Genomic DNA, 24,556 nt, shown 5'->3' with positions numbered 1-24,556 from the left:
TCACGGAGACGTTATGCAACAGTCTACCCCGTATCTCTCATTTCGCGGCATTGGTAAAACTTTCCCCGGCGTTAAGGCGTTGACGGATATCAGTTTTGACTGCTATGCCGGTCAGGTTCATGCGTTGATGGGTGAAAATGGCGCAGGAAAATCAACACTCTTAAAAATCCTTAGTGGAAACTATGCGCCAACCACGGGTTCTGTAGTGATTAATGGACAAGAAATGTCCTTTTCCGACACGACCGCTGCGCTTAACGCGGGTGTGGCGATTATTTACCAGGAACTGCATCTCGTGCCGGAAATGACCGTCGCGGAAAATATTTATCTCGGCCAGCTTCCCCATAAAGGCGGCATTGTGAATCGTTCACTGCTGAATTATGAAGCAGGTTTACAACTCAAACATCTGGGTATGGATATTGACCCGGCTACGCCGCTGAAATATCTCTCCATTGGTCAGTGGCAGATGGTTGAAATTGCCAAAGCTCTGGCGCGTAACGCCAAAATTATCGCCTTTGATGAGCCAACCAGCTCCCTGTCTGCCCGTGAAATCGACAATCTTTTCCGCGTTATTCGTGAACTGCGAAAAGAGGGGCGGGTGATCTTATACGTTTCTCACCGTATGGAAGAAATATTTGCCCTCAGCGATGCCATCACCGTCTTTAAAGATGGGCGTTATGTCAAAACCTTTACCGATATGCAGCAGGTTGACCACGACGCACTGGTACAGGCGATGGTTGGTCGCGATATCGGCGATATCTACGGCTGGCAACCGCGTAGCTATGGTGAGGAGCGATTGCGTCTGGATGCCGTGAAGGCGCCTGGTGTGCGTACGCCAATAAGCCTGACCGTTCGCAGTGGTGAAATCGTTGGTCTGTTTGGTCTGGTGGGGGCAGGACGCAGCGAATTAATGAAAGGCATGTTTGGTGGGACGCAAATCACCGCCGGTCAGGTTTATATCGACCAAAAGCCGATCGATATCCGTAAACCAGGCCACGCCATTGCTGCTGGCATGATGCTCTGTCCAGAAGATCGTAAAGCGGAAGGCATTATTCCGGTGCATTCCGTCCGTGACAATATCAACATCAGCGCCCGTCGCAAGCATGTTCTCGGCGGTTGCGTGATCAATAACGGCTGGGAAGCAAATAATGCTGATCACCATATTCGTTCGCTCAATATCAAAACGCCAGGAGCAGAGCAATTAATCATGAATCTCTCCGGTGGTAATCAGCAAAAAGCCATTCTGGGACGCTGGTTATCGGAAGATATGAAAGTCATTTTGCTGGATGAACCTACGCGCGGTATTGATGTGGGAGCCAAGCACGAAATATATAACGTGATTTATGCGCTGGCGGCGCAGGGTGTGGCGGTGCTGTTTGCCTCCAGCGATCTGCCCGAAGTCCTCGGCGTCGCCGACCGTATTGTCGTCATGCGTGAAGGTGAAATCGCTGGTGAATTGCTACACGAGCAGGCAGATGAGCGTCAGGCACTAAGCCTTGCTATGCCTAAAGTCAGTCAGGCAGTTGCCTGAGTAAGGAGAGTATGATGTCTTCTGTTTCTACATCGGGTTCTGGTGCACCTAAGTCGTCATTCAGCTTCGGCCGTATCTGGGATCAGTACGGTATGCTGGTGGTGTTTGCGGTGCTGTTTATTGCCTGTGCCATTTTTGTCCCGAACTTTGCCACCTTCATTAATATGAAAGGGCTGGGGCTGGCAATCTCCATGTCGGGGATGGTGGCGTGCGGTATGTTGTTCTGTCTCGCGTCGGGTGACTTTGACCTTTCTGTTGCTTCGGTCATTGCCTGTGCAGGTGTCACTACGGCGGTGGTTATCAATCTGACCGAAAGCCTGTGGATAGGCGTGGCGGCAGGTTTGCTGCTGGGCGTCCTCTGCGGTCTGGTGAATGGTTTTGTTATCGCTAAACTTAAAATTAACGCCTTGATTACCACGCTGGCGACGATGCAGATTGTCCGTGGTCTGGCGTATATCATCTCTGACGGTAAAGCGGTTGGTATCGAAGATGAAAGTTTCTTTGCTCTCGGTTATGCCAACTGGTTCGGCCTGCCTGCGCCAATCTGGCTCACTGTCGCTTGCCTGATAATCTTTGGCTTGCTGCTGAACAAAACTACCTTTGGTCGTAATACGCTGGCGATTGGCGGTAACGAAGAGGCCGCGCGTCTGGCGGGTGTACCTGTTGTCCGCACCAAAATCATTATCTTCGTTCTCTCTGGTCTGGTATCGGCGATTGCCGGGATTGTTCTGGCTTCGCGCATGACCAGCGGTCAGCCGATGACCTCGATTGGCTATGAGTTGATTGTTATCTCAGCCTGCGTTTTAGGTGGCGTTTCTCTGAAAGGTGGCATCGGAAAAATCTCATATGTGGTGGCGGGTATCTTAATTTTAGGTACTGTAGAAAATGCTATGAACCTGCTCAATATTTCTCCTTTCGCGCAGTACGTGGTTCGTGGCTTAATCCTGCTGGCGGCGGTGATCTTCGACCGTTACAAGCAAAAAGCGAAACGCACTGTCTGATGCTTTTTTTCGCAACAATTTAGCTCTTTTTTCCATCACAGCCAGCCGCCACAACGGCTGGCTGTTCTTTTTTGCAAATGGCGAGCTACGTCACACTGTCTATACTTACATGTCTGTAAAGCGCGTTCTGCGCGAACTATAAAAAGATAAGGAGGAGTACCGGGTGACAGAACCGTTAACCGAACCCCCTGAACTATCCGCGAAATATGCCTGGTTTTTTGATCTCGATGGAACGCTGGCGGAAATTAAACCGCATCCCGATCAGGTCGTCGTGCCTGACAATATTCTGCAAGGACTTCAGCTACTGGCAACCGCAAGTGATGGTGCATTGGCATTGATATCAGGGCGCTCAATGGTCGAGCTTGACGCACTGGCAAAACCTTATCGCTTCCCGTTAGCGGGCGTGCATGGGGCGGAGCGCCGTGACATCAATGGTAAAACGCATATCGTTCATTTGCCGGATGCGATTGCCCGCGATATTAGCGTTCAACTGCATACGGCAATCAGCCACTATCCCGGTGCGGAAGTGGAGGCCAAAGGGATGGCGTTTGCGCTGCATTATCGTCAGGCGCCGCAGCACGAAGACGCCTTATTGACATTAGCGCAACGCATTACCCAGATTTGGCCGCAAATGGCATTACAGCAGGGAAAGTGTGTCGTCGAGATTAAACCAGGAAACACCAGTAAAGGGGAGGCGATTGCAGCCTTTATGCAGGAAGCTCCCTTTGTCGGCCGTAAGCCCGTTTTTCTGGGCGATGATTTAACCGATGAATCTGGCTTCGCGGTCGTTAACCGACTGGGTGGAATGTCAGTGAAAATTGGCACCGGAGCGACTCAGGCATCATGGCGGCTGGCGGGCGTGCCGGATGTCTGGAGCTGGCTTGAAATGATAACCAACGCATTACAACAACAAAAAAGAGAAAATAACAGGAGTGATGACTATGAGTCGTTTAGTCGTAGTATCTAACCGGATTGCACCACCAGACGAGCACGCCGCCAGTGCCGGTGGCCTTGCTGTCGGCATACTGGGGGCACTGAAAGCCGCAGGTGGACTGTGGTTTGGCTGGAGTGGCGAAACAGGGAATGAGGATCAGCCGCTAAAAAAGGTGAAAAAAGGAAATATTACCTGGGCCTCTTTTAACCTCAGCGAACAGGATCTCGACGAATACTACAACCAATTCTCTAATGCCGTTCTCTGGCCTGCATTTCATTATCGACTCGATCTGGTGCAATTTCAGCGTCCTGCCTGGGACGGCTATCTACGCGTAAATGCGTTACTGGCAGATAAATTACTGCCGCTGCTGGAAGACGATGACATTATCTGGGTTCACGATTATCACCTGTTGCCATTTGCGCATGAATTACGCAAACGTGGGGTGAATAATCGCATTGGTTTCTTCCTGCATATTCCTTTCCCGACGCCGGAAATCTTCAATGCGCTGCCGACGTATGACACCTTGCTTGAACAGCTTTGTGATTATGATTTACTGGGTTTCCAGACAGAGAACGATCGTCTGGCGTTCCTGGATTGCCTTTCTAACCTGACCCGCGTTACGACGCGTAGCTCAAAAAGCCATACGGCCTGGGGCAAAGCGTTTCGAACCGAAGTTTACCCCATTGGCATTGAACCAGATGAGATTGCCAAACAGGCTGCCGGACCACTGCCGGCAAAACTGGCGCAACTAAAAGCGGAACTGAAAAATGTACAGAATATCTTTTCTGTCGAACGACTGGATTATTCCAAAGGTTTGCCGGAGCGTTTTCTCGCCTATGAAGCGTTGCTGGAAAAATATCCGCAACATCACGGTAAAATTCGCTATACCCAGATTGCGCCAACGTCGCGTGGTGATGTGCAAGCGTATCAGGATATTCGTCATCAGTTGGAAAATGAAGCCGGGAGAATTAACGGCAAATATGGTCAATTAGGCTGGACGCCGCTTTATTATCTGAATCAGCATTTTGATCGTAAATTACTGATGAAAATCTTCCGCTATTCCGATGTTGGATTAGTGACGCCGCTGCGCGACGGAATGAACCTGGTCGCGAAAGAGTATGTTGCCGCACAAGATCCTGCCAATCCGGGCGTACTGGTACTTTCGCAATTTGCCGGGGCGGCAAACGAACTGACGTCGGCGTTAATTGTAAACCCATACGATCGTGATGAAGTTGCGGCGGCGCTCAATCGGGCGTTGACAATGTCGCTGGCGGAACGTATTTCCCGCCATGCAGAAATGCTGGAAGTTATTGTGAAAAACGACATTAATCACTGGCAGGAGAATTTTATTCGCGACCTAAAGCAGATAGTTCCGCGAAGCGCGGAAAGTCAGCAGCGCGATAAAGTTGCTACCTTTCCGAAACTGGCGTAATCGCGGTTAATCTCCCTTAAGCGGAACCAGTAGTACATCGACCTCGCTTGAGGCAATCACACTTTTCGCTGAGCAGGATGCTCGCGAAAAGAAACTGTGGTTATGATTGCCGCAAATCACCAAATCGAATTTATGTTTACGGCACACTGCCAGAATATGTTCGCTTAACTCTCCGCAAGCAATAAACGTCTCTTCTACCGGATATCCCGCATCCTTAATTAATTTATCAAGAAAGTTTTGTGTTTCTTCATGCATCACGCTGCGTAAATCTTCAAGCATCGGTGCGGCTAATTGATTGAATATTTCCGGGTCGGAAGCGAGAGTGATCAAACTTATGCGTCCATGAACCGGACGGGCGATAGATACCGCTTTTGTTAACAGTTGCTGGCTTTCTGGCGAGACAGCTACAGCAACAAGAACATTGGTATAGCTCATAACCTGCTCCTTATTCTGTGAACTTCAGGTGTTATTACAGCTTTACTCTGAATGAGGCACTGATGCAATAACAACTCAGTCAAAAAGGTAAATATTAGGCTGGTTACTAGTAAGAATAATTAATTAGTACCGCAATGTTATCATGCGATCACCAGTGTGGTTATAAGAAGTGAAATTAACTATTTTCCTTATAAAACAAATGGATAATATCTGCAAAACATTTGTGTAACATTTGGAGGGTTCCCGGCTTTATTTTCACTTGAACAGGCCCATGTTATGTAACTCTCTGTTTGAAAATAATTTATAGAGGATAAATAAATTTATTTCATACATAACATATGGTTATTTACGGTGATTTATATTAACAGTGCGCAACATAATAATTTTATGCATCCACTTCATTTTTGAAGTCAGGGGCGCTGAAAAACTTTTTAACAGAATGAAATATCACCAAAACAAAAGTATGACTTATACATTAATGTTAAGTAATTGAGTGTTTTGTGTGATCTGAGTCACACATTATCGAAAATCGCAGCGTCGCTCCGTTGTATGTGTGAGTGGTGACGAGTACAGTTGCGTCGAATTAGGAAAAATCTTAGATAAGTGTAAAAAACACTACTCTCTGTAAGGGATTGTTTCATCTCTTACGATGCCTGTGTTTTTTCGTTGATCGCAACTATTCCATGGTTATTTACTTTTTACCGGGATTTCCCGGCGACATCACGGGGTGCGGTGATACCGCATAAAAATAAAGTTAGTTATTCTGGATGGGAATAATGCATACCTCCGAGTTGCTGAAACATATTTATGACATCAATTTGTCATATTTACTTCTTGCACAACGTCTGATCGTTCAGGACAAAGCGTCCGCCATGTTTCGTCTCGGTATTAATGAAGAAATGGCAACAACGTTAGCGACGCTGACGCTTCCGCAAATGGTTAAACTGGCAGAAACTAATCAACTGATTTGTCATTTCCGCTTTGACAGCCACCAGACTATTAATCAGTTGACGCAGGATTCCCGCGTTGACGATCTCCAGCAAGTTCATACCGGTATCATGCTCTCTACACGTTTGTTGAATGATGTTAATCAGCCCGAAGAAGTGCTGCGTAAAAAAAGGGCCTGATAATGAGCGAAAAAAGCATTGTTCAGGAAGCCCGGGATATTCAGCTGGCAATGGAATTGATCACCCTCGGCGCTCGTTTGCAGATGCTGGAAAGTGAAACACAATTAAGTCGCGGACGTCTGATCAAACTCTATAAAGAACTGCGCGGAAGTCCGCCGCCGAAAGGTATGCTGCCATTCTCCACCGACTGGTTTATGACCTGGGAACAAAATGTTCATGCGTCGATGTTTTGTAATGCATGGCAGTTTTTGCTGAAAACCGGGTTATGTAACGGCGTCGATGCCGTGATCAAAGCCTATCGTTTATACCTCGAACAGTGTCCGCAAGCCGAAGAAGGCCCTCTGCTGGCGTTGACACGCGCCTGGACACTGGTGCGATTTGTTGAAAGTGGTTTACTACAACTTTCCAGTTGCAAGTGCTGCGGCGGTAATTTTATCACCCATGCCCATCAGCCTGTTGGCAGCTTTGCCTGCAGCTTATGTCAGCCGCCATCACGAGCGGTAAAAAGACGTAAACTTTCTCAAGACCCTGCCGATATTATCCCTCAACTGCTGGATGAACAGAGAGTACAGGCTGTTTAACTCACGCGATATGGCGAAACATTCCAGCAGCGGCAAGTGATTGTCGCTGCTTTTTTTCCCCGACCGTAAGTTAACGCCCGACGACTGAACATCCTGTCATGGTCAACAGTGAAAGGATGATGTCGTGCTTATCTTATTAGGTTACCTGGTTGTTCTCGGTACAGTTTTCGGCGGTTATTTGATGACCGGCGGAAGTCTTGGAGCACTCTATCAACCCGCTGAACTGGTGATTATTGCCGGTGCAGGCATTGGGTCGTTTATTGTCGGCAACAACGGTAAAGCCATCAAAGGCACGCTTAAGGCGCTGCCGTTACTGTTTCGCCGCTCCAAATACACCAAAGCGATGTATATGGATCTGCTGGCACTGCTTTACCGGCTAATGGCGAAATCACGCCAGATGGGCATGTTTTCGCTGGAGCGCGATATTGAAAATCCTCGCGAGAGCGAGATCTTCGCCAGTTATCCTCGCATTATGGCAGATGCCGTCATGCTTGATTTTATTGTCGATTATCTGCGCCTGATTATTAGTGGTCACATGAATACCTTCGAAATCGAAGCTTTGATGGATGAAGAGATCGAGACTCACGAAAGCGAGGCGGAAGTCCCGGCAAACAGTCTGGCACTGGTCGGTGACTCGCTCCCGGCATTTGGTATTGTCGCCGCAGTGATGGGGGTGGTTCACGCGTTAGGTTCAGCCGATCGTCCTGCCGCCGAACTGGGGGCGCTGATTGCTCATGCGATGGTGGGGACTTTCCTCGGTATCTTATTGGCTTACGGATTTATTTCCCCGCTGGCAAGTGTTTTGCGCCAGAAAAGCGCAGAGACCAGCAAAATGATGCAGTGCGTCAAAGTCATACTGCTTTCTAATCTCAACGGTTATGCACCGCCAATTGCGGTTGAATTTGGTCGCAAAACGCTCTACTCCAGCGAGCGCCCGTCGTTCGTCGAACTGGAAGAGCACGTTCGTGCAGTGAAAAATCCGCAACAGCAGACGACAACCGAGGAAGCATGAAGAATCACGCGCATCCAATTATTGTCGTCAAGCGACGTAAAGCGAAAAGTCACGGCTCGGCGCATGGATCGTGGAAGATTGCTTATGCCGACTTTATGACCGCGATGATGGCTTTTTTTCTGGTGATGTGGCTGATCTCCATCTCCAGCCCAAAAGAGCTGATTCAGATTGCGGAATATTTCCGCACGCCGCTGGCGACGGCAGTAACGGGCGGCGATCGCATTTCGAATAGTGAAAGCCCAATTCCTGGCGGGGGTGATGATTACACCCAAAGCCAGGGAGAAGTGAATAAGCAGCCAGACATTGAAGAACTGAAAAAACGCATGGAGCAAAGTCGGCTGCGGAAATTGCGGGGCGATCTCGACCAGCTTATTGAATCAGACCCGAAACTACGGGCGCTGCGTCCACATCTCAAAATCGATCTGGTGCAGGAAGGTTTACGCATTCAGATTATCGACAGCCAGAATCGCCCGATGTTTAAAACCGGCAGTGCTGACGTCGAACCCTATATGCGTGACATTCTGCGGAGTATTGCGCCTGTGCTGAACGGTATTCCTAACCGTATCAGTCTCTCCGGTCATACCGATGATTTCCCTTACGCCAAGGGTGAGCAAGGCTATAGCAACTGGGAGCTTTCTGCCGAACGCGCTAATGCGTCGCGCCGTGAGCTAATGGTGGGCGGTCTGGCTGATGGCAAAATTCTGCGCGTCGTCGGCATGGCAGCCACCATGCGTTTAAGCGATCGTGGACCTGATGATGCCGTCAACCGTCGAATCAGCCTGCTGGTTCTGAACAGACAAGCCGAACAGGCCATTTTGCATGAAAACGCCGAAAGCCAGAATGAACCGGTAAGTGTTCTGGAAAAAACAGGGAGCGCACCGCAGGTCAGTGTTCCCACAATGCCATCAGCCGAACCGAGGTGACAGCGTGAGCATGGATATAAGCGATTTTTATCAGACATTTTTTGATGAAGCGGACGAACTGTTAGCCGATATGGAGCAGCATCTGCTTAATTTGCAACCAGAAGCGCCAGATGCCGAACAGTTGAATGCCATCTTCCGTGCAGCCCATTCCATCAAAGGAGGGGCAGGAACGTTTGGTTTTACTGTGTTACAGGAAACCACGCATCTGATGGAAAATCTGCTCGATGAAGCCAGACGCGGTGAGATGCAGCTTAATACCGACATTATCAATCTGTTTTTGGAAACGAAGGACATCATGCAAGAACAGCTCGACGCTTATAAACAGTCGCAAGAGCCGGATACCGCCAGCTTCGATTATATCTGCCAGGCCTTGCGTCAACTGGCATTAGAAGCGAAAGGCGAAACGCCATCCGCAGTGACCCGATTAAGTGTGGTTGCCAAAAGTGAACCGCAAGATGAGCAGAGCCGCAATCAGTCGCCGCGACGAATTATCCTTTCGCGCCTGAAGGCCGGGGAAGTCGACCTGCTGGAAGAAGAGCTGGGGCATCTGACAACGTTAACTGACGTGGTGAAAGGGGCGGATTCTCTCTCGGCAATATTACCGGGCGACATCGCCGAAGATGACATCACAGCGGTACTCTGTTTTGTGATTGAAGCCGATCAGATTACCTTTGAAACAGTAGAAGTCTCGCCCAAAATATCCACCCCACCAGTGCTTAAACTGGCAGCCGAACAAGCGCCAACCGGTCGCGTGGAGCGGGAAAAACCGCCGCGCGGCAGCGAATCCACCAGTATCCGTGTGGCGGTGGAGAAGGTTGATCAACTGATTAACCTTGTCGGCGAACTGGTTATCACCCAGTCAATGCTGGCCCAGCGTTCCAGCGAACTGGACCCGGTTAATCATGGTGATTTGATTACCAGCATGGGGCAGTTACAACGTAACGCTCGTGATTTGCAGGAATCGGTGATGTCGATCCGCATGATGCCGATGGAATATGTCTTTAGTCGCTATCCCCGGCTGGTGCGTGATCTGGCGGGAAAACTCGGCAAGCAGGTGGAACTGACGCTGGTGGGCAGTTCCACCGAACTCGACAAGAGTCTGATAGAACGCATTATCGATCCGCTGACCCACCTGGTACGCAACAGTCTCGACCACGGAATTGAACTGCCGGACAAACGCCTCGCCGCAGGCAAAAACAGCGTCGGAAATTTGGTTCTGTCTGCTGAACATCAGGGCGGCAACATCTGCATCGAAGTGACCGACGATGGCGCGGGGCTGAACCGGGAACGGATTCTGGCAAAAGCTGTTTCACAGGGTCTGACCGTCAGCGACAACATGACGGATGACGAAGTGGCAATGCTGATATTTGCTCCTGGTTTTTCTACAGCAGAGCAGGTTACCGATGTCTCTGGACGCGGCGTCGGTATGGATGTCGTCAAACGTAATATCCAGGAGATGGGCGGTCATGTCGAAATCAAATCGAAGCCGGGCGCAGGAACCACAATCCGTATTTTACTGCCGCTGACGCTGGCGATCCTCGATGGCATGTCTGTGCGTGTTGCAGATGAAGTTTTCATTCTGCCGCTGAATGCCGTCATGGAATCATTGCAACCTCGTGAAGCTGATATGCATCCACTGGCGGGTGGCGAGCGGGTACTGGAAGTACGAGGTGAATATCTGCCCATCGTCGAACTGTGGAAAGTGTTCAACGTTGCAGGCGCGAAAACTGAAGCCACTCAGGGCATTGTGGTGATCCTGCAAAGTGGCGGTCGCCGCTACGCCTTGCTGGTGGATCAATTAATTGGTCAACACCAGGTGGTAGTGAAAAACCTGGAAAGTAACTATCGCAAAATCCCGGGAATATCCGCCGCAACGATTCTCGGCGACGGCAGCGTGGCACTGATTGTTGATGTATCTGCCTTGCAGACGATAAATCGCGAACAACGTATGGCGAACACCGCCGCCTGAATGAGTAAAAAGGTAATAAATATGACCGGTATGACAAATGTAACAAAACTGGCCAGCGAACCGTCAGGCCAGGAATTTCTGATATTTACCCTCGGTGATGAAGAGTACGGTATTGATATTCTGAAAGTGCAGGAGATCCGTGGCTACGATCAGGTTACGCGGATTGCGAACACGCCTGCATTTATCAAAGGTGTCACTAACCTGCGCGGCGTTATTGTGCCGATTGTCGACTTACGCATTAAATTCAGCCAGGTGGATGTGGAATATAACGACAACACGGTGGTCATCGTCCTGAATCTGGGGCAGCGTGTGGTCGGCATTGTGGTTGATGGCGTGTCAGACGTTCTTTCATTGACGGCGGAGCAAATTCGTCCGGCACCGGAATTTGCTGTGACGCTTTCTACTGAATATCTCACCGGGCTGGGGGCGCTGGGTGACCGCATGTTAATTCTGGTGAATATCGAAAAACTGCTCAATAGTGAAGAGATGGCGCTGTTAGATAGCGCAGCGTCAGAGGTGGCGTAATTTATCCTGCTGTACTGAAATGAACCCGATGACCTGCGCATCGGGTTTTTTTACTTCATTTCGCCATGACTGGCATCAGCAATAAAGTTTCCCTTCTTCCTGCCGATAACGAAAACAACTTGTTTTCAGGAAGGTGCCTTATGATTAACCGTATCCGCGTAGTCACGCTGCTGATGATGGTGCTGGGGGTATTTGCACTGTTACAGCTTATTTCCGGCAGTCTGTTTTTTTCTTCGCTTCACCATAGCCAGAAAAGCTTTGTCGTTTCCAATGAACTACGGGAACAACAGAGTGAGCTAACCTCAACCTGGGATTTAATGCTACAAACGCGCATTAACCTGAGTCGTTCCGCGGTGCGGATGATGATGGATTCATCCAATCAACAAAGCAGTGCAAAAGTTGAATTGCTCGATAGCGCCAGGAAAACATTGGCACAGGCGTCTACCCATTATAAAAAATTCAAAAGCATGGCGCCGTTACCTGAAATGGTCGCCACCAGTCGTAATATTGATGAAAAATACAAAAACTATCACACAGCATTAACAGAACTGATTGATTATCTTGATTATGGCAATACTGGCGCCTACTTCGCTCAACCAACCCAGGGAATGCAAAATGCGATGGGCGAAGCATTTGCTCAGTACGCCCTTAGTAGTGAAAAACTTTACCGCAATATCGTCACTAACAATGCAGAAGATTACCGCTTTTCCCAGTGGCAACTGGCGATTATCGCGCTGGTGGTGGTATTGATTTTGCTGGTGGCATGGTTCGGCATCCGCCGCATGTTGCTTAACCCGCTGGCGAAAATCATTGCTCACATTCGCGAAATTGCCGGCGGTAACCTGGCGAATAGCCTCATCATTGATGGGCGCAGTGAAATGGGCGAGCTGGCACAGAGCGTTTCGCATATGCAGCGTTCCTTGACCGACACAGTTACTCACGTGCGGCAGGGGGCGGACGCCATCTATGCCGGCACACGTGAAATTGCAGCGGGCAATACCGATCTTTCCTCCCGTACTGAACAGCAGGCATCCGCGCTGGAAGAAACAGCCGCCAGCATGGAACAGCTCACCGCGACGGTAAAACAGAACGCCGATAACGCCCGCCAGGCCTCGCAACTGGCAAAAAGTGCCTCCGACACCGCGATGCACGGTGGAAAAGTGGTGGATGGTGTGGTGAAAACCATGCATGAAATCGCCGACAGTTCGAAGAAAATCGCCGACATTATTAGCGTAATCGACGGCATTGCATTCCAGACCAATATCCTCGCGCTGAATGCCGCTGTTGAAGCCGCGCGTGCCGGGGAACAGGGGCGTGGTTTTGCTGTGGTGGCGGGCGAAGTGCGTAATCTTGCCAGTCGCAGCGCCCAGGCAGCAAAAGAGATCAAAGCTCTGATAGAAGACTCAGTTTCCCGTGTTGATACCGGTTCGGTGCTGGTCGAAAGCGCCGGGGAAACGATGACGAATATCGTTAATGCGGTTACGCGCGTCACCGACATTATGGGGGAAATTGCTTCAGCCTCCGATGAGCAGAGCCGTGGCATTGATCAAGTTGCGCTGGCCGTGTCGGAAATGGATCGCGTCACTCAACAGAATGCCTCGTTGGTGCAGGAGTCAGCCGCCGCTGCTGCCGCACTGGAAGAGCAGGCCAGCCGTTTAACTCAGGCTGTATCCGCATTTCGTCTGGCAGCCAGTCAGCTAAACCACAAACCACCACTAAAATCCCGGCCTGCCAGTGAGCAATCACCAGCACAGTCGCGGCGGCGTATCGCGGAACAAGAGCCAAACTGGGAAACATTTTGATGGGTATTTACCCAGGCGCCATTGCCGCCAGATGAGGCCGATGATGCAACAGAACGTCGCGCTTATCGTCTCTGATGGCGCTATTACAACACAATCGGCGCAGTTACAGGCTGTGTCAGTGGTTTCCTGAAGTGATTGAGAAGGCGCTATGACATCATCTCAGCCCTGTGGGCAAACGTCTTTATTGTTACAGATGACCGAGCGCCTGGTGCTTTCCGACGTTCATTTTCGGCGGATAAGCCAATTGATCTATCAACGGGCGGGGATCGTTCTGGCCGATCACAAGCGTGACATGGTCTACAACCGGTTGATACGCCGTTTGCGTTCGCTGGGACTGGCCGATTTTGGTCATTATCTGAACATGCTGGAATCTAATCAGCTCAGCGGCGAGTGGCAGGCATTTATTAACTCGCTGACCACCAACCTGACGGCATTTTTTCGTGAAGGGCATCATTTCCCACTGATCGCGGCTCACGCTCGCCGTCGTTCCGGAGAATATCGTGTATGGAGCGCGGCGGCGTCGACAGGTGAAGAGCCGTACAGCATTGCCATGACGCTGGCGGACACATTAGGCACCGCGCCCGGACGCTGGAAAGTGTTCGCCAGTGATATCGACACCGAAGTGCTGGAAAAAGCCAGAAGCGGTATTTATCGCCATGAAGAACTGAAAAACCTGACGCCACAACAACTCCAGCGTTACTTCATGCGCGGCACGGGGCCGCATGAAGGGCTGGTGCGCGTGCGCCAGGAACTGGCGAGCTATGTCGATTTTTCCCCGCTGAATTTGTTGGCGAAACAGTACACCGTACCGGGGCCGTTTGATGCGATCTTCTGTCGTAACGTCATGATCTACTTTGATCAAACGACCCAACAGGAGATTTTGCGCCGCTTCGTACCACTACTTAAACCTGACGGATTGCTGTTTGCGGGGCACTCTGAAAATTTCAGCCACCTTGAGCGCAGCTTCACGCTGCGTGGGCAGACGGTGTATGCGCTAAGTAAGGATTAACCATGAGCAAAATCAGGGTGTTGTCTGTCGATGATTCGGCACTGATGCGCCAGATCATGACGGAAATCATCAACAGCCATAGCGATATGGAAATGGTGGCAACGGCGCCCGATCCGCTGGTCGCACGAGATTTGATTAAGAAATTCAACCCCGATGTGCTGACGCTGGATGTTGAAATGCCACGGATGGACGGACTGGATTTCCTCGAAAAGTTAATGCGTTTGCGTCCAATGCCCGTTGTGATGGTTTCTTCTCTGACCGGCAAAGGTTCTGAAGTGACGCTGCGCGCGCTGGAGTTGGGAGCGATAGATTTTGTCACTAAACCGCAACTGGGTATTCGAGAAGGGATGCTGGCGTACAGCGAAATGATCGCTGAAAAGGTGCGTACGGCGTCAAGGGCGAGCCTCGCGGCGCATAAACCATTATCGGCTCCGGCAACACTGAAGGCGGGGCCGTTGTTGAGTTCTGAAAAACTGATTGCGATTGGCGCTTCGACGGGGGGAACTGAGGCAATTCGGCACGTATTGCAGCCGCTGCCGCTTTCCAGCCCGGCACTGTTAATCACCCAGCATATGCCGCCTGGCTTTACCCGTTCTTTTGCCGACCGCCTGAATAAGCTGTGTCAAATCGGCGTGAAAGAGGCGGAAGACGGTGAACGCGTCTTACCGGGACATGCCTATATCGCCCCAGGCGATCGACATATGGAACTGGCGCGCAGCGGCGCGAACTATCAAATCAAAATTCACGATGGCCCGGCGGTTAACCGTCATCGACCGTCAGTGGATGTGTTGTTTCATTCTGTCGCCAGACAGGCGGGGCGCAACGCGGTTGGGGTGATCCTCACCGGTATGGGCAACGACGGTGCGGCGGGAATGTTGTCGATGCGTCAGGCGGGGGCATGGACCCTTGCGCAAAACGAAGCAAGCTGTGTGGTGTTCGGTATGCCGCGCGAGGCTATCAATCTGGGGGGCGTCTGCGAAGTGGTCGATCTTAGCCAGGTAAGCCAGCAAATGCTGGCGAAAATCAGTGCCGGACAGGCGATACGTATTTAAATCAGGAGTGTGAAATGGCGGATAAAGAACTTAAATTTTTGGTTGTGGATGACTTTTCCACCATGCGACGCATTGTGCGTAACCTACTGAAAGAGTTGGGTTTCAACAATGTTGAGGAAGCAGAAGATGGCGCTGATGCTCTCAACAAGTTACAGGCGGGTGGTTATGGTTTTGTGATCTCCGACTGGAATATGCCGAATATGGATGGTCTGGAGTTGCTGAAAACCATTCGTGCCGATGGGGTGATGTCGGCGCTGCCAGTGCTGATGGTGACCGCAGAGGCGAAGAAAGAGAACATTATCGCGGCAGCACAAGCGGGGGCCAGTGGCTATGTAGTTAAGCCATTTACCGCCGCGACGCTGGAGGAAAAACTCAACAAAATCTTTGAGAAACTGGGCATGTGAGGATGCGACTATGATGCAACCATCAATCAAACCTGCTGATGAACATGCAGCCGGCGATATCATAGCGCGCATCGGCAGCCTGACGCGTATGCTGCGTGACAGCCTGCGTGAGCTGGGGCTGGATCAGGCGATAGCCGAAGCAGCGGAAGCCATCCCTGATGCCCGCGATCGCCTGTTCTACGTTGTGCAGATGACCGCACAGGCCGCAGAGCGGGCGCTGAACAGCGTTGAGGCGTCACAACCGCATCAAGATCAAATGGAGAAATCGGCAAAAGCATTAACCCAACGTTGGGATGACTGGTTTGCCGATCCGATTGACCTTGCCGATGCCCGGGAACTGGTGACGGATACGCGGCAATTTCTGGCGGATGTGCCCGCTCATACCAGCTTCACTAACGCGCAGTTACTGGAAATTATGATGGCGCAGGATTTTCAGGATCTCACCGGGCAGGTGATTAAACGGATGATGGATGTGATTCAGGAAATTGAACGCCAGCTGTTGATGGTGCTGCTGGAAAACATCCCGGAGCAGGATGCGCGCCCGAAACGTGAAAACCAGAGTTTGCTTAACGGACCACAGGTCGATACCAGCAAAGCCGGTGTGGTTGCCAGTCAGGATCAGGTTGACGATTTACTGGATAGCCTTGGGTTTTGATTTGTATTGCCTGATGTGACGTGACCGCGTCATATCAGGAGGTCGGATAAGGCGTTTACACCACATCCGACAAACGTGCACCATGCCTGGTGTATTGCGGCAAAAGCCCCAAATCCCACCTGTTTTGCCCCTTACTCCAGGCATTGAACGCTTTCCGCTCTGGCATTATTCACGCTTATCACCATTTCCAGGATTGGCGACGTGTCTGACGAGAGCGACGACAAAACAGAAGCCCCCACACCTCACCGACTTGAAAAAGCGCGGGAAGAGGGGCAGATCCCACGCTCCCGTGAGCTGACTTCACTGCTGATTTTGCTGGTTGGCGTGTGTGTTATCTGGTTTGGTGGCGCGTCTCTGGCACGGCGGTTGTCGGGGATGCTCTCCGCCGGGCTGCATTTTGATCACAGCATCATTAATGATCCCAACCTGATCCTCGGACAGATTATTTTGCTGATCAGAGAAGCCATGCTGGCACTGTTGCCGCTGATTAGCGGGGTGGTGCTGGTGGCGCTTATTTCGCCGGTCATGCTGGGGGGGCTGGTATTCAGTGGTAAATCATTGCAACCGAAGTTTTCTAAACTCAACCTGCTACCGGGCATTAAACGTATGTTCTCGGCGCAAACTGGCGCGGAGCTGCTGAAAGCTATCCTGAAATCTACACTGGTTGGCTGTGTTACTGGCTTTTATCTCTGGCATCACTGGCCGCAGATGATGCGCTTAATGGCGCAGTCCCCCATTACCGCAATGGCTAACGCGATGGATGTTGTGGGGTTATGCGCGCTTTTAGTGGTGCTAGGTGTCATTCCGATGGTGGGATTTGACGTCTTTTTTCAAATTTTCAGCCATCTGAAAAAGCTGCGTATGTCACGACAGGATATTCGTGATGAGTTCAAACAAAGCGAAGGCGATCCGCATGTCAAAGGGCGAATTCGTCAGATGCAGCGTGCTGCCGCGCGGCGTCGGATGATGGCCGATGTGCCGAAAGCGGACGTCATTGTTAATAACCCAACTCACTACTCAGTGGCATTGCAATATGACGAAAACAAAATGAGTGCACCGAAGGTCGTTGCTAAAGGCGCGGGGCTGGTGGCGTTACGCATTCGTGAAATTGCCGCTGAAAATAACGTCCCGACTCTTGAAGCGCCGCCGCTGGCGCGCGCACTGTATCGACACGCAGAAATCGGCCAACAAATTCCCGGTCAACTGTATGCCGCCGTGGCGGAAGTGCTGGCCTGGGTCTGGCAACTGAAACGCTGGCGTCTGGCCGGTGGACAACGCCCTGTACAACCCACTCATCTTCCGGTGCCGGAAGCCCTGGATTTTATCAACGAGAAACCGTCCCATGAGTAATCTGGCCGCGATGCTGCGCCTGCCCGCAAACCTGAAATCGACACAATGGCAGATCCTTGCCGGGCCTATTTTGATCTTGCTGATTTTGTCGATGATGGTGCTGCCATTGCCTGCATTCATTCTCGATCTGCTGTTTACCTTCAATATTGCCTTGTCGATTATGGTGTTGCTGGTGGCGATGTTTACCCAGCGCACGCTTGAGTTTGCCGCGTTTCCGACCATTCTGTTGTTTACCACGCTGTTGCGTCTGGCGCTTAATGTGGCCTCCACGCGTATCATTTTGATGGAAGGCCATACCGGTGCGGCGGCGGCAGGGAAGGTCGTCGAAGCGTTCGGTCATTTTCTCGTGGGCGGTAACTTTGCCATTGGCATTGTGGTGTTCGTCATTCTTGTGATCATCAACTTTATGGTTATCACCAAAGGTGCCGGACGTATCGCGGAAGTGGGCGCGCGCTTTGTTCTCGACGGTATGCCGGGTAAGCAGATGGCGATTGATGCCGACCTCAACGCTGGCCTGATTGGCGAAGATGAAGCAAAAAAGCGACGTTCAGAAGTGACCCAGGAAGCTGATTTTTACGGCTCAATGGACGGGGCGAGTAAGTTTGTCCGTGGTGACGCCATCGCCGGGATCCTCATCATGGTCATTAACGTTGTTGGCGGATTGCTGGTTGGTGTGTTGCAACATGGCATGAGCATGGGTCATGCAGCGGAAAGTTATACGCTGTTGACCATCGGTGATGGCCTGGTCGCGCAAATACCAGCACTGGTTATTTCTACCGCTGCGGGGGTTATCGTCACGCGAGTCAGCACCGATCAGGATGTTGGCGAGCAGATGGTGAATCAGCTTTTCAGTAACCCCAGAGTCATGCTGTTAAGTGCCGCTGTGTTGGGTTTACTTGGTCTGGTGCCAGGAATGCCAAACCTGGTATTTTTACTGTTCACAGCGGGATTGCTGGGGCTGGCATGGTGGATACGTGGACGCGAACAAAACGCGCCTGCTGAACCGAAACCAGTGAAGATGGCGGAAAATAATGCCGTTGTCGAAGCGACCTGGAACGATGTGCAACTGGAAGATTCTCTGGGAATGGAAGTGGGTTATCGGCTGATCCCGATGGTCGATTTTCAGCAGGATGGCGAGTTGCTTGGTCGTATTCGCAGTATTCGCAAGAAATTTGCTCAGGAGATGGGCTTTCTGCCACCAGTGGTGCACATCCGCGACAATATGGATCTACAACCTGCCCGCTATCGTATCTTGATGAAAGGCGTTGAGATTGGCAGTGGTGATGCTTATCCGGGGCGCTGGCTGGCCATTAACCCAGGAACAGCCGCCGGGACGCTTCCCGGTGAAGTGACTGTCGATCCGGCATTTGGTCTTAATGCTATCTGGATCGAAAGTGCGCTTAAAGAACAAGCGCAGATTCAGGGATATACGGTAGTTGAAGCCAGTACAGTGGTGGCAACGCATCTTAACCACCTCATTAGTCAACATGCCGCAGAACTGTTTGGTCGCCAGGAGGCGCAGCAGTTGCTGGATCGCGTGGCGCAGGAGATGCCAAAACTGACGGAGGATCTGGTTCCTGGCGTTGTCACGCTCACTACGCTGCATAAAGTGCTACAAAACCTGCTTGATGAAAAAGTACCGATCCGCGATATGCGCACCATTCTCGAAACGCTGGCGGAACACGCGCCCATCCAGAGCGATCCGCATGAATTAACCGCCGTCGTCCGCGTGGCGCTGGGGCGGGCAATTACTCAGCAGTGGTTCCCCGGTAAAGATGAAGTTCACGTTATTGGTCTGGATACGCCACTGGAGCGGTTACTGTTACAGGCGTTGCAGGGCGGTGGCGGACTGGAACCGGGGCTGGCGGATCGTTTGCTGGCGCAAACCCAGGAAGCATTATCCCGTCAGGAGATGCTGGGTGCGCCGCCAGTACTGTTGGTGAACCACGCGCTGCGCCCGCTATTGTCTCGCTTTCTGCGCCGTAGCCTGCCGCAACTGGTGGTGCTGTCGAATCTCGAACTCTCTGATAACCGGCAGATTCGGATGACGGCGACTATTGGTGGTAAGTAATGAGGATCTTACTGGCGATATTGTTGTTTCCGCTGGTTGTACAAGCCGCCGGGGAGGGGATGTGGCAGACAAGTAGTGTGGGCGTTACGCTAAATCATCGCGGTGAGTCGATGTCGTCAGCACCTCTTTCTTCGCGACAACCTGTTTCAGGATTGATGACGCTGGTGGCGTGGCGTTATCAGCTTATCGGCCCGACACCATCGGGGCTGCGGGTTCGCTTGTGCTCGCAATCTCGTTGTGTCGAATTAGACGGGCAGAGCGGGAACACTGTGGCCTTTTCCGGCATACCGGCAGCAGAACCGTTGCGCTTTATCTGGGAAGTGCCTGGCGGTGGGCGGTTAATTCCGCCGCTGAAGGTACAACGTAATGAAGTGATTGTGAATTATCGCTGAAGTACAAATAAAAAATACGCGCTCGCGAGCATGTTTAATAACTCAGTGAAAAAGGCTCCATGTTTTGTTGCAATTATTTATCAGGAATAGCTTGCAACAAAACATGCCAAAAATATGTGAATTACCCTCTTGTCAAAGGGCTTGGATAAAAATCTTCAGAGTTACGGTATAGCTGCAACTGGCGAGTTCGCGTATTGGTCTGGATGATCATACATGATAGCCATTCTGATTCAGAATAAGGGTTACTTAAATCCTGAACGTCCTCATTTGAAAGGATTAATTCACATTCTTTGTCCCTAAAGTCCAGCCAGGCTCGTTGTGATTTTTTAAGCAAGTTAAGTTGTTCGGTATCAGGTTTTTTTGCACCTGTGCGTGGCACCTGTTCTATATAACGATAAGCTTCACCATAGGCTTTATTTAATTGCGCATCGACGAGATTGTATTCTTGTCGCAGGCATGATTTGATCACGTTAATGTCAGTATCATCATCTGAATTTTTTTGCCAACAATCTTTGATGGCTGAAATGTCATGGTCATTTACTATAACCGTATCTTCTGCGTAAGCCTGGCAAGAAATAATGCCTAATGTTAATACAAGAAATTTAAACACTGCGGTATTCCTTAAAATCAACCGTTACCGTTTCCCTGGGGCTGGATATTACGCTTCTGGCCTCTTACCCAACAGTGAGAAAACGATGGTATGTCCATTTTCAGAATACATTTAGATGGCAATAAAAAAGCCTGATCGGGTAACCCTGATCAGGCTTCATTCTCACGAAAAATGGATTACATACGCTCTACTGTCTCAATACCCAGCGTATCCAGACCCAGCTTCAGCGTCTTCGCCGTCAGTTGTGCCAGTTTCAGGCGGCTGTTACGCACTTCTTCGTTTTCTGCGCTGAGGATCGGGCAGTGCTCGTAGAAGCCAGAGAACAGACCGGCCAGATCGTACAGGTAAGCACACATCACATGCGGCGTGCCTTCACGAGCAACCACTGTGAGGGTTTCTTCAAACTGCAGCAGGCGAGCAGCCAGTTGTGCTTCGCGATCTTCACGAATGATCACCGGAGCGGCAGCCAGTTGTTCTTCGTTAATTTCCGCTTTACGGAACACGGACAATACACGGGTGTAGGCATACTGCATGTACGGCGCGGTATTACCCTCAAACGCCAGCATGTTGTCCCAGTCGAAGATGTAGTCGGTGGTGCGGTTTTTGGAGAGATCCGCGTATTTCACCGCACCAATACCAACCGCGTTAGCCAGTTTTTCCAGCTCGTCAGCTGGCATGTCCGGGTTCTTCTCTGCCACCAGACGACGTGCACGTTCCAGTGCTTCATCCAGCAGATCCGCCAGTTTCACCGTACCGCCCGCACGGGTTTTAAACGGTTTGCCGTCTTTGCCCAGCATCATGCCAAACATGTGGTGTTCCAGCGGTACGGATTCCGGCACGTAGCCTGCTTTACGGACGATCGCCCACGCCTGCATCAGGTGTTGATGCTGACGGGAGTCGATGTAATACAGCACGCGATCGGCATGTAGCGTCTCGTAACGGTACTTCGCACAGGCGATATCGGTGGTGGTGTAGAGATAGCCGCCATCTTTTTTCTGAATGATGACGCCCATCGGTTCGCCTTCCTTGTTTTTGAACTCATCAAGGAATACGACGGTCGCGCCTTCACTTTCTACTGCCAGACCTTTGGCTTTCAGATCTGCCACGATACCCGGCAGCATCGGGTTATAAAGGCTTTCGCCCATCACGTCATCGCGGGTCAGCGTCACATTCAGACGATCGTAGGTGATCTGGTTCTGCGTCATGGTGATGTCGACCAGCTTGCGCCACATCTCGCGGAAATATTCGTCACCGCTTTGCAGTTTTACCACGTAGTTACGTGCGCGTTCGGCGAACTCTTCATCTTCGTCGTAATGCTTTTTCGCATCGCGGTAGAAACCTTCAAGGTCAGCCAGTTCCATTTCACCGGCGTTTTCCTGCTGCTGCTTTTCCAGCCACGCAATCAGCATACCGAACTGAGTGCCCCAGTCGCCAACGTGGTTAGCGCGAATCACTTTGTGACCGAGGAACTCCAGAGTACGTACTGCCGCGTCACCAATAATGGTGGAACGCAGATGACCGACGTGCATCTCTTTCGCTACGTTTGGCGCGGAGTAGTCAACCACAATGGTCTGTTTTTCTGGCGTAGCAACACCGAGACGATCGGACGCCAGCGCCTGCTGAACATGTTCAGCCAGGAATGCCGGATCAAGGAAAATGTTGATAAAACCAGGACCTGCGATCTCAACTTTGTTGGCGATCCCGTTAAGATCCAGATGAGTCAGCACCTGCTCTGCTAATTGTCGCGGTGCCATACCCAGTTTTTTAGCAACTGCCATCATGCCGTTAGCCTGATAGTCGCCGAACTGAACTTTTGCTGACTGACGAACCTGCGGTTCGCAATCCGCAGGCGCGCCTGCCGCAATCATGGCCTGACGGACTTTTTCTGAGAGAAGAGCCTGAATATTCACCGGAATACCTTACATTGATGAAGCGAGCAAAAATTGCCCGCACCAGTTAAAGAAATTAGGGCGGGAGTATACTGCAAATGGCTGTTTTCGTCAGCAACGTGCGCGTGGCGTATTGCCGTTTTCACTATTGCATCAGGAGCGGCGCGAAATCAGCGGTTGGTTGGCGCAGGGCAACAGGGTAAATTAACGCTTTTACTGAAAGACGAAGAGTGATTATGGCGAACTGGCAATCTATCGACGAGTTGCAGGATATTGCAACGGATTTACCGCGATTTATCCACGCATTAGACCAACTTTCACACCGCCTGGGGCTGGATATTACCCCGCTGACTGCCGATCACATTTCTTTGCGTTGCCATCAAAACGCCACGGCTGAACGCTGGCGTCGCGGGTTTGAACAGTGCGGCGAACTCCTGTCAGAAAATATTATCAATGGCAGACCGATTTGCCTGTTTAAATTGCGTGAACCGGTACAGGTTGCTCACTGGCAGTTTTCGATTGTTGAGCTACCGTGGCCTGGGGAAAAACGCTACCCGCACGAAGGCTGGGAACATATCGAAATTGTTCTGCCAGGAGAGCCGGAAACGTTGAATGCCCGTGCGCTGGCGTTGCTTTCTGATGAAGGACTCCGCCAGCCGGGGATCTCGGTTAAAACCAGCTCGCCAAAAGGTGAACATGAGCGATTACCAAATCCGACGCTGGCGGTCACCGATGGCAAAACGACGATTAAGTTTCATCCGTGGTCTATCGAAGAGATTGTCGCCAGTGAGCAGTCGGCGTGATTAAGGAGCAAAAATGGCATTACTGGAAATTTGCTGTTACAGCATGGAGTGCGCGCTGACGGCGCAGCAAAACGGTGCCGACAGAATAGAATTGTGTGCGGCACCGAAAGAAGGGGGGCTAACGCCGTCGCTGGGCGTTCTTAAGTCCGTGCGCCAGCATGTTACGATCCCCGTACATCCGATCATCCGCCCACGCGGTGGCGATTTTTGCTACAGCGACGGTGAGTTTGCCGCCATTCTTGAAGATATCCGCACAGTACGCGAATTAGGATTTCCTGGGCTGGTGACGGGCGTTCTGGATGTTGACGGTAATGTCGATATGCCACGAATGGAAAAAATAATGGCGGCTGCCGGTCCGCTGGCAGTCACTTTTCATCGCGCCTTCGATATGTGCGCTAACCCTTTAAATACACTGAATAACCTTGCTGAATTAGGCGTTGCCAGGGTGCTGACATCGGGGCAAAAATCAGATGCATTGCAAGGTTTATCAAAAATTATGGAACTTATTGCCTATGGTGATGCTCCAATCATCATGGCCGGAGCAGGAGTCCGTGCAGAAAACCTGCACCATTTCCTCAATGCCGGAGTGCTGGAAGTCCATAGCTCTGCAGGAGCGTGGCAAGCCTCACCGATGCGTTATCGTAATCAGGGATTGTCCATGTCATCAGATGCACGCGCGGACGAGTATTCGCGTTATGTCGTAGACGGGACGGCGGTTGCTGAAATGAAAGGAATCATTGAGCGCCATCAGGCCAAATGATTTTTACCGTTGCATCATGTCGCCCAATATGATGCTTGCTCGTACCAGGCCCCTGCCCATTCAACAGGGGCCTTTTTTTATTCTTGAATAGTATAAAAAATGAACAATTGTCGTGTGATAGTACGCAAATTCATGCTGCTAAAATGTTATATATATTCATATTAACTATGTAATTTAAATTATTAAAACCACCAAATATATATTAAAAATAACGACTGCTTTCTTCTTTAATAATTAATGGTTAAATTGCAATAAATCATATTCTTTGTCGATTATTTCAGGCAGTGTTGTG

24 protein-coding genes are annotated in these 24,556 nt (G+C 50.8%); 21 read left to right on the top strand and 3 right to left on the bottom strand.

The annotated features are described in order from the left end of the window. The first annotated feature begins 13 nt into the window (after positions 1 to 13). From araG to otsA, 4 genes are all read left to right on the top strand, one after another. Positions 14 to 1,528, top strand: coding sequence for an arabinose ABC transporter ATP-binding protein AraG (araG, locus tag BEG40_RS13290; protein WP_001187791.1), 1,515 nt, complete (start codon positions 14 to 16; stop codon positions 1,526 to 1,528). Between the two features lie 14 nt (positions 1,529 to 1,542). Then, complete coding sequence (gene araH / locus BEG40_RS13285; RefSeq protein WP_010356944.1) at positions 1,543 to 2,529, top strand: arabinose ABC transporter permease AraH; 987 nt, start codon at positions 1,543 to 1,545, stop codon at positions 2,527 to 2,529. A 163-nt stretch (positions 2,530 to 2,692) separates the two neighbouring features. After that, complete coding sequence (gene otsB / locus BEG40_RS13280; protein ID WP_000138762.1) at positions 2,693 to 3,496, top strand: trehalose-phosphatase; 804 nt, start codon at positions 2,693 to 2,695, stop codon at positions 3,494 to 3,496. Continuing rightward, positions 3,471 to 4,895, top strand: coding sequence for an alpha,alpha-trehalose-phosphate synthase (gene otsA / locus BEG40_RS13275; RefSeq protein WP_105285537.1), 1,425 nt, complete (start codon positions 3,471 to 3,473; stop codon positions 4,893 to 4,895). The genes otsB and otsA overlap by 26 nt, the downstream gene beginning before the upstream one ends. Before the next feature lie 6 nt (positions 4,896 to 4,901). Here otsA and uspC read toward each other — a convergent pair whose 3' ends face one another. Further along, on the bottom strand, positions 4,902 to 5,330 hold the full coding sequence (gene uspC, locus BEG40_RS13270) for a universal stress protein UspC (RefSeq protein ID WP_105285536.1): 429 nt from the start codon (positions 5,328 to 5,330) through the stop codon (positions 4,902 to 4,904). A 776-nt stretch (positions 5,331 to 6,106) separates the two neighbouring features. On the opposite strand from uspC, the gene flhD reads away from it, so the two are divergent. From flhD to flhE, 14 genes are all read left to right on the top strand, one after another. Then, positions 6,107 to 6,457 carry a flagellar transcriptional regulator FlhD gene (gene flhD / locus BEG40_RS13265; RefSeq protein ID WP_001516558.1) on the top strand — a complete coding sequence of 117 codons (351 nt, stop codon included), beginning with the start codon at positions 6,107 to 6,109 and terminating at the stop codon, positions 6,455 to 6,457. 2 nt (positions 6,458 to 6,459) lie between these two features. Next, complete coding sequence (flhC, locus tag BEG40_RS13260; RefSeq protein ID WP_001291598.1) at positions 6,460 to 7,038, top strand: flagellar transcriptional regulator FlhC; 579 nt, start codon at positions 6,460 to 6,462, stop codon at positions 7,036 to 7,038. Positions 7,039 to 7,162: 124 nt separating this feature from the next. After that, complete coding sequence (gene motA, locus BEG40_RS13250) at positions 7,163 to 8,050, top strand: flagellar motor stator protein MotA (RefSeq protein ID WP_000906346.1); 888 nt, start codon at positions 7,163 to 7,165, stop codon at positions 8,048 to 8,050. Continuing rightward, positions 8,047 to 8,973, top strand: coding sequence for a flagellar motor protein MotB (gene motB / locus BEG40_RS13245; protein ID WP_016158436.1), 927 nt, complete (start codon positions 8,047 to 8,049; stop codon positions 8,971 to 8,973). Before motA ends, motB begins: the two co-directional genes overlap by 4 nt. A gap of 4 nt (positions 8,974 to 8,977) precedes the next feature. Continuing rightward, complete coding sequence (gene cheA, locus BEG40_RS13240; RefSeq protein WP_105285535.1) at positions 8,978 to 10,942, top strand: chemotaxis protein CheA; 1,965 nt, start codon at positions 8,978 to 8,980, stop codon at positions 10,940 to 10,942. Positions 10,943 to 10,963: 21 nt separating this feature from the next. Further along, a complete protein-coding gene (cheW, locus tag BEG40_RS13235) occupies positions 10,964 to 11,467 on the top strand; it encodes a chemotaxis protein CheW (protein ID WP_105285534.1) in 504 nt (167 codons plus the stop codon). Positions 11,468 to 11,607: 140 nt separating this feature from the next. Continuing rightward, positions 11,608 to 13,269, top strand: coding sequence for a methyl-accepting chemotaxis protein II (gene tar / locus BEG40_RS13230; RefSeq protein ID WP_105285533.1), 1,662 nt, complete (start codon positions 11,608 to 11,610; stop codon positions 13,267 to 13,269). A gap of 148 nt (positions 13,270 to 13,417) precedes the next feature. Then, positions 13,418 to 14,278, top strand: a complete 861-nt coding sequence (gene cheR / locus BEG40_RS13225) for a protein-glutamate O-methyltransferase CheR (protein ID WP_000204526.1) — start codon at positions 13,418 to 13,420, stop codon at positions 14,276 to 14,278. A gap of 2 nt (positions 14,279 to 14,280) precedes the next feature. Continuing rightward, entirely contained in the window at positions 14,281 to 15,330 is a 1,050-nt protein-coding gene (gene cheB / locus BEG40_RS13220; RefSeq protein ID WP_000036400.1) for a protein-glutamate methylesterase/protein glutamine deamidase, read from the top strand. 14 nt (positions 15,331 to 15,344) lie between these two features. Beyond that, positions 15,345 to 15,734 carry a chemotaxis response regulator CheY gene (cheY, locus tag BEG40_RS13215; protein ID WP_000763857.1) on the top strand — a complete coding sequence of 130 codons (390 nt, stop codon included), beginning with the start codon at positions 15,345 to 15,347 and terminating at the stop codon, positions 15,732 to 15,734. 10 nt (positions 15,735 to 15,744) lie between these two features. After that, a complete protein-coding gene (gene cheZ, locus BEG40_RS13210) occupies positions 15,745 to 16,389 on the top strand; it encodes a protein phosphatase CheZ (protein ID WP_000983594.1) in 645 nt (214 codons plus the stop codon). Between the two features lie 201 nt (positions 16,390 to 16,590). Beyond that, on the top strand, positions 16,591 to 17,739 hold the full coding sequence (flhB, locus tag BEG40_RS13205) for a flagellar biosynthesis protein FlhB (RefSeq protein ID WP_105285532.1): 1,149 nt from the start codon (positions 16,591 to 16,593) through the stop codon (positions 17,737 to 17,739). After that, complete coding sequence (gene flhA, locus BEG40_RS13200) at positions 17,732 to 19,810, top strand: flagellar biosynthesis protein FlhA (protein WP_000066958.1); 2,079 nt, start codon at positions 17,732 to 17,734, stop codon at positions 19,808 to 19,810. Before flhB ends, flhA begins: the two co-directional genes overlap by 8 nt. After that, positions 19,810 to 20,202, top strand: a complete 393-nt coding sequence (gene flhE / locus BEG40_RS13195) for a flagellar protein FlhE (RefSeq protein ID WP_001221460.1) — start codon at positions 19,810 to 19,812, stop codon at positions 20,200 to 20,202. The genes flhA and flhE overlap by 1 nt, the downstream gene beginning before the upstream one ends. Positions 20,203 to 20,323: 121 nt before the next feature. On the opposite strand, the gene BEG40_RS13190 is transcribed toward flhE, so the two are convergent. Continuing rightward, on the bottom strand, positions 20,324 to 20,812 hold the full coding sequence (locus BEG40_RS13190) for a lysozyme inhibitor LprI family protein (protein WP_016158432.1): 489 nt from the start codon (positions 20,810 to 20,812) through the stop codon (positions 20,324 to 20,326). 90 nt (positions 20,813 to 20,902) lie between these two features. On the opposite strand from BEG40_RS13190, the gene yecV reads away from it, so the two are divergent. Further along, on the top strand, positions 20,903 to 20,947 hold the full coding sequence (yecV, locus tag BEG40_RS22120; protein WP_211180499.1) for a protein YecV: 45 nt from the start codon (positions 20,903 to 20,905) through the stop codon (positions 20,945 to 20,947). Positions 20,948 to 20,988: 41 nt separating this feature from the next. Here the strand turns inward: yecV and argS are convergent, their stop codons facing one another. Continuing rightward, on the bottom strand, positions 20,989 to 22,722 hold the full coding sequence (gene argS / locus BEG40_RS13185) for an arginine--tRNA ligase (protein ID WP_001025300.1): 1,734 nt from the start codon (positions 22,720 to 22,722) through the stop codon (positions 20,989 to 20,991). A 215-nt stretch (positions 22,723 to 22,937) separates the two neighbouring features. Between argS and BEG40_RS13175 the strand changes: the two genes are divergently transcribed. Together BEG40_RS13175 and cutC are read left to right on the top strand one after the other, a co-directional pair. Beyond that, positions 22,938 to 23,504: a VOC family protein gene (locus tag BEG40_RS13175; protein ID WP_021550919.1), complete on the top strand. Its 567-nt coding sequence runs from the start codon at positions 22,938 to 22,940 to the stop codon at positions 23,502 to 23,504. A 13-nt stretch (positions 23,505 to 23,517) separates the two neighbouring features. Next, positions 23,518 to 24,264 (top strand): copper homeostasis protein CutC, encoded by a 747-nt coding sequence (cutC, locus tag BEG40_RS13170; protein WP_021550918.1) that lies wholly within the window; start codon positions 23,518 to 23,520, stop codon positions 24,262 to 24,264. Positions 24,265 to 24,556 lie beyond the last annotated feature (292 nt).

Origin of the sequence: Escherichia sp. MOD1-EC5495, assembly GCF_002965965.1 — a bacterium.
GTDB classification, from domain to species: Bacteria; Pseudomonadota; Gammaproteobacteria; order Enterobacterales; family Enterobacteriaceae; genus Escherichia; species Escherichia ruysiae.
The sequence above is the reverse complement of the archived record's forward strand: the minus strand, read 5'-3'. Positions and strand labels throughout refer to the sequence as shown.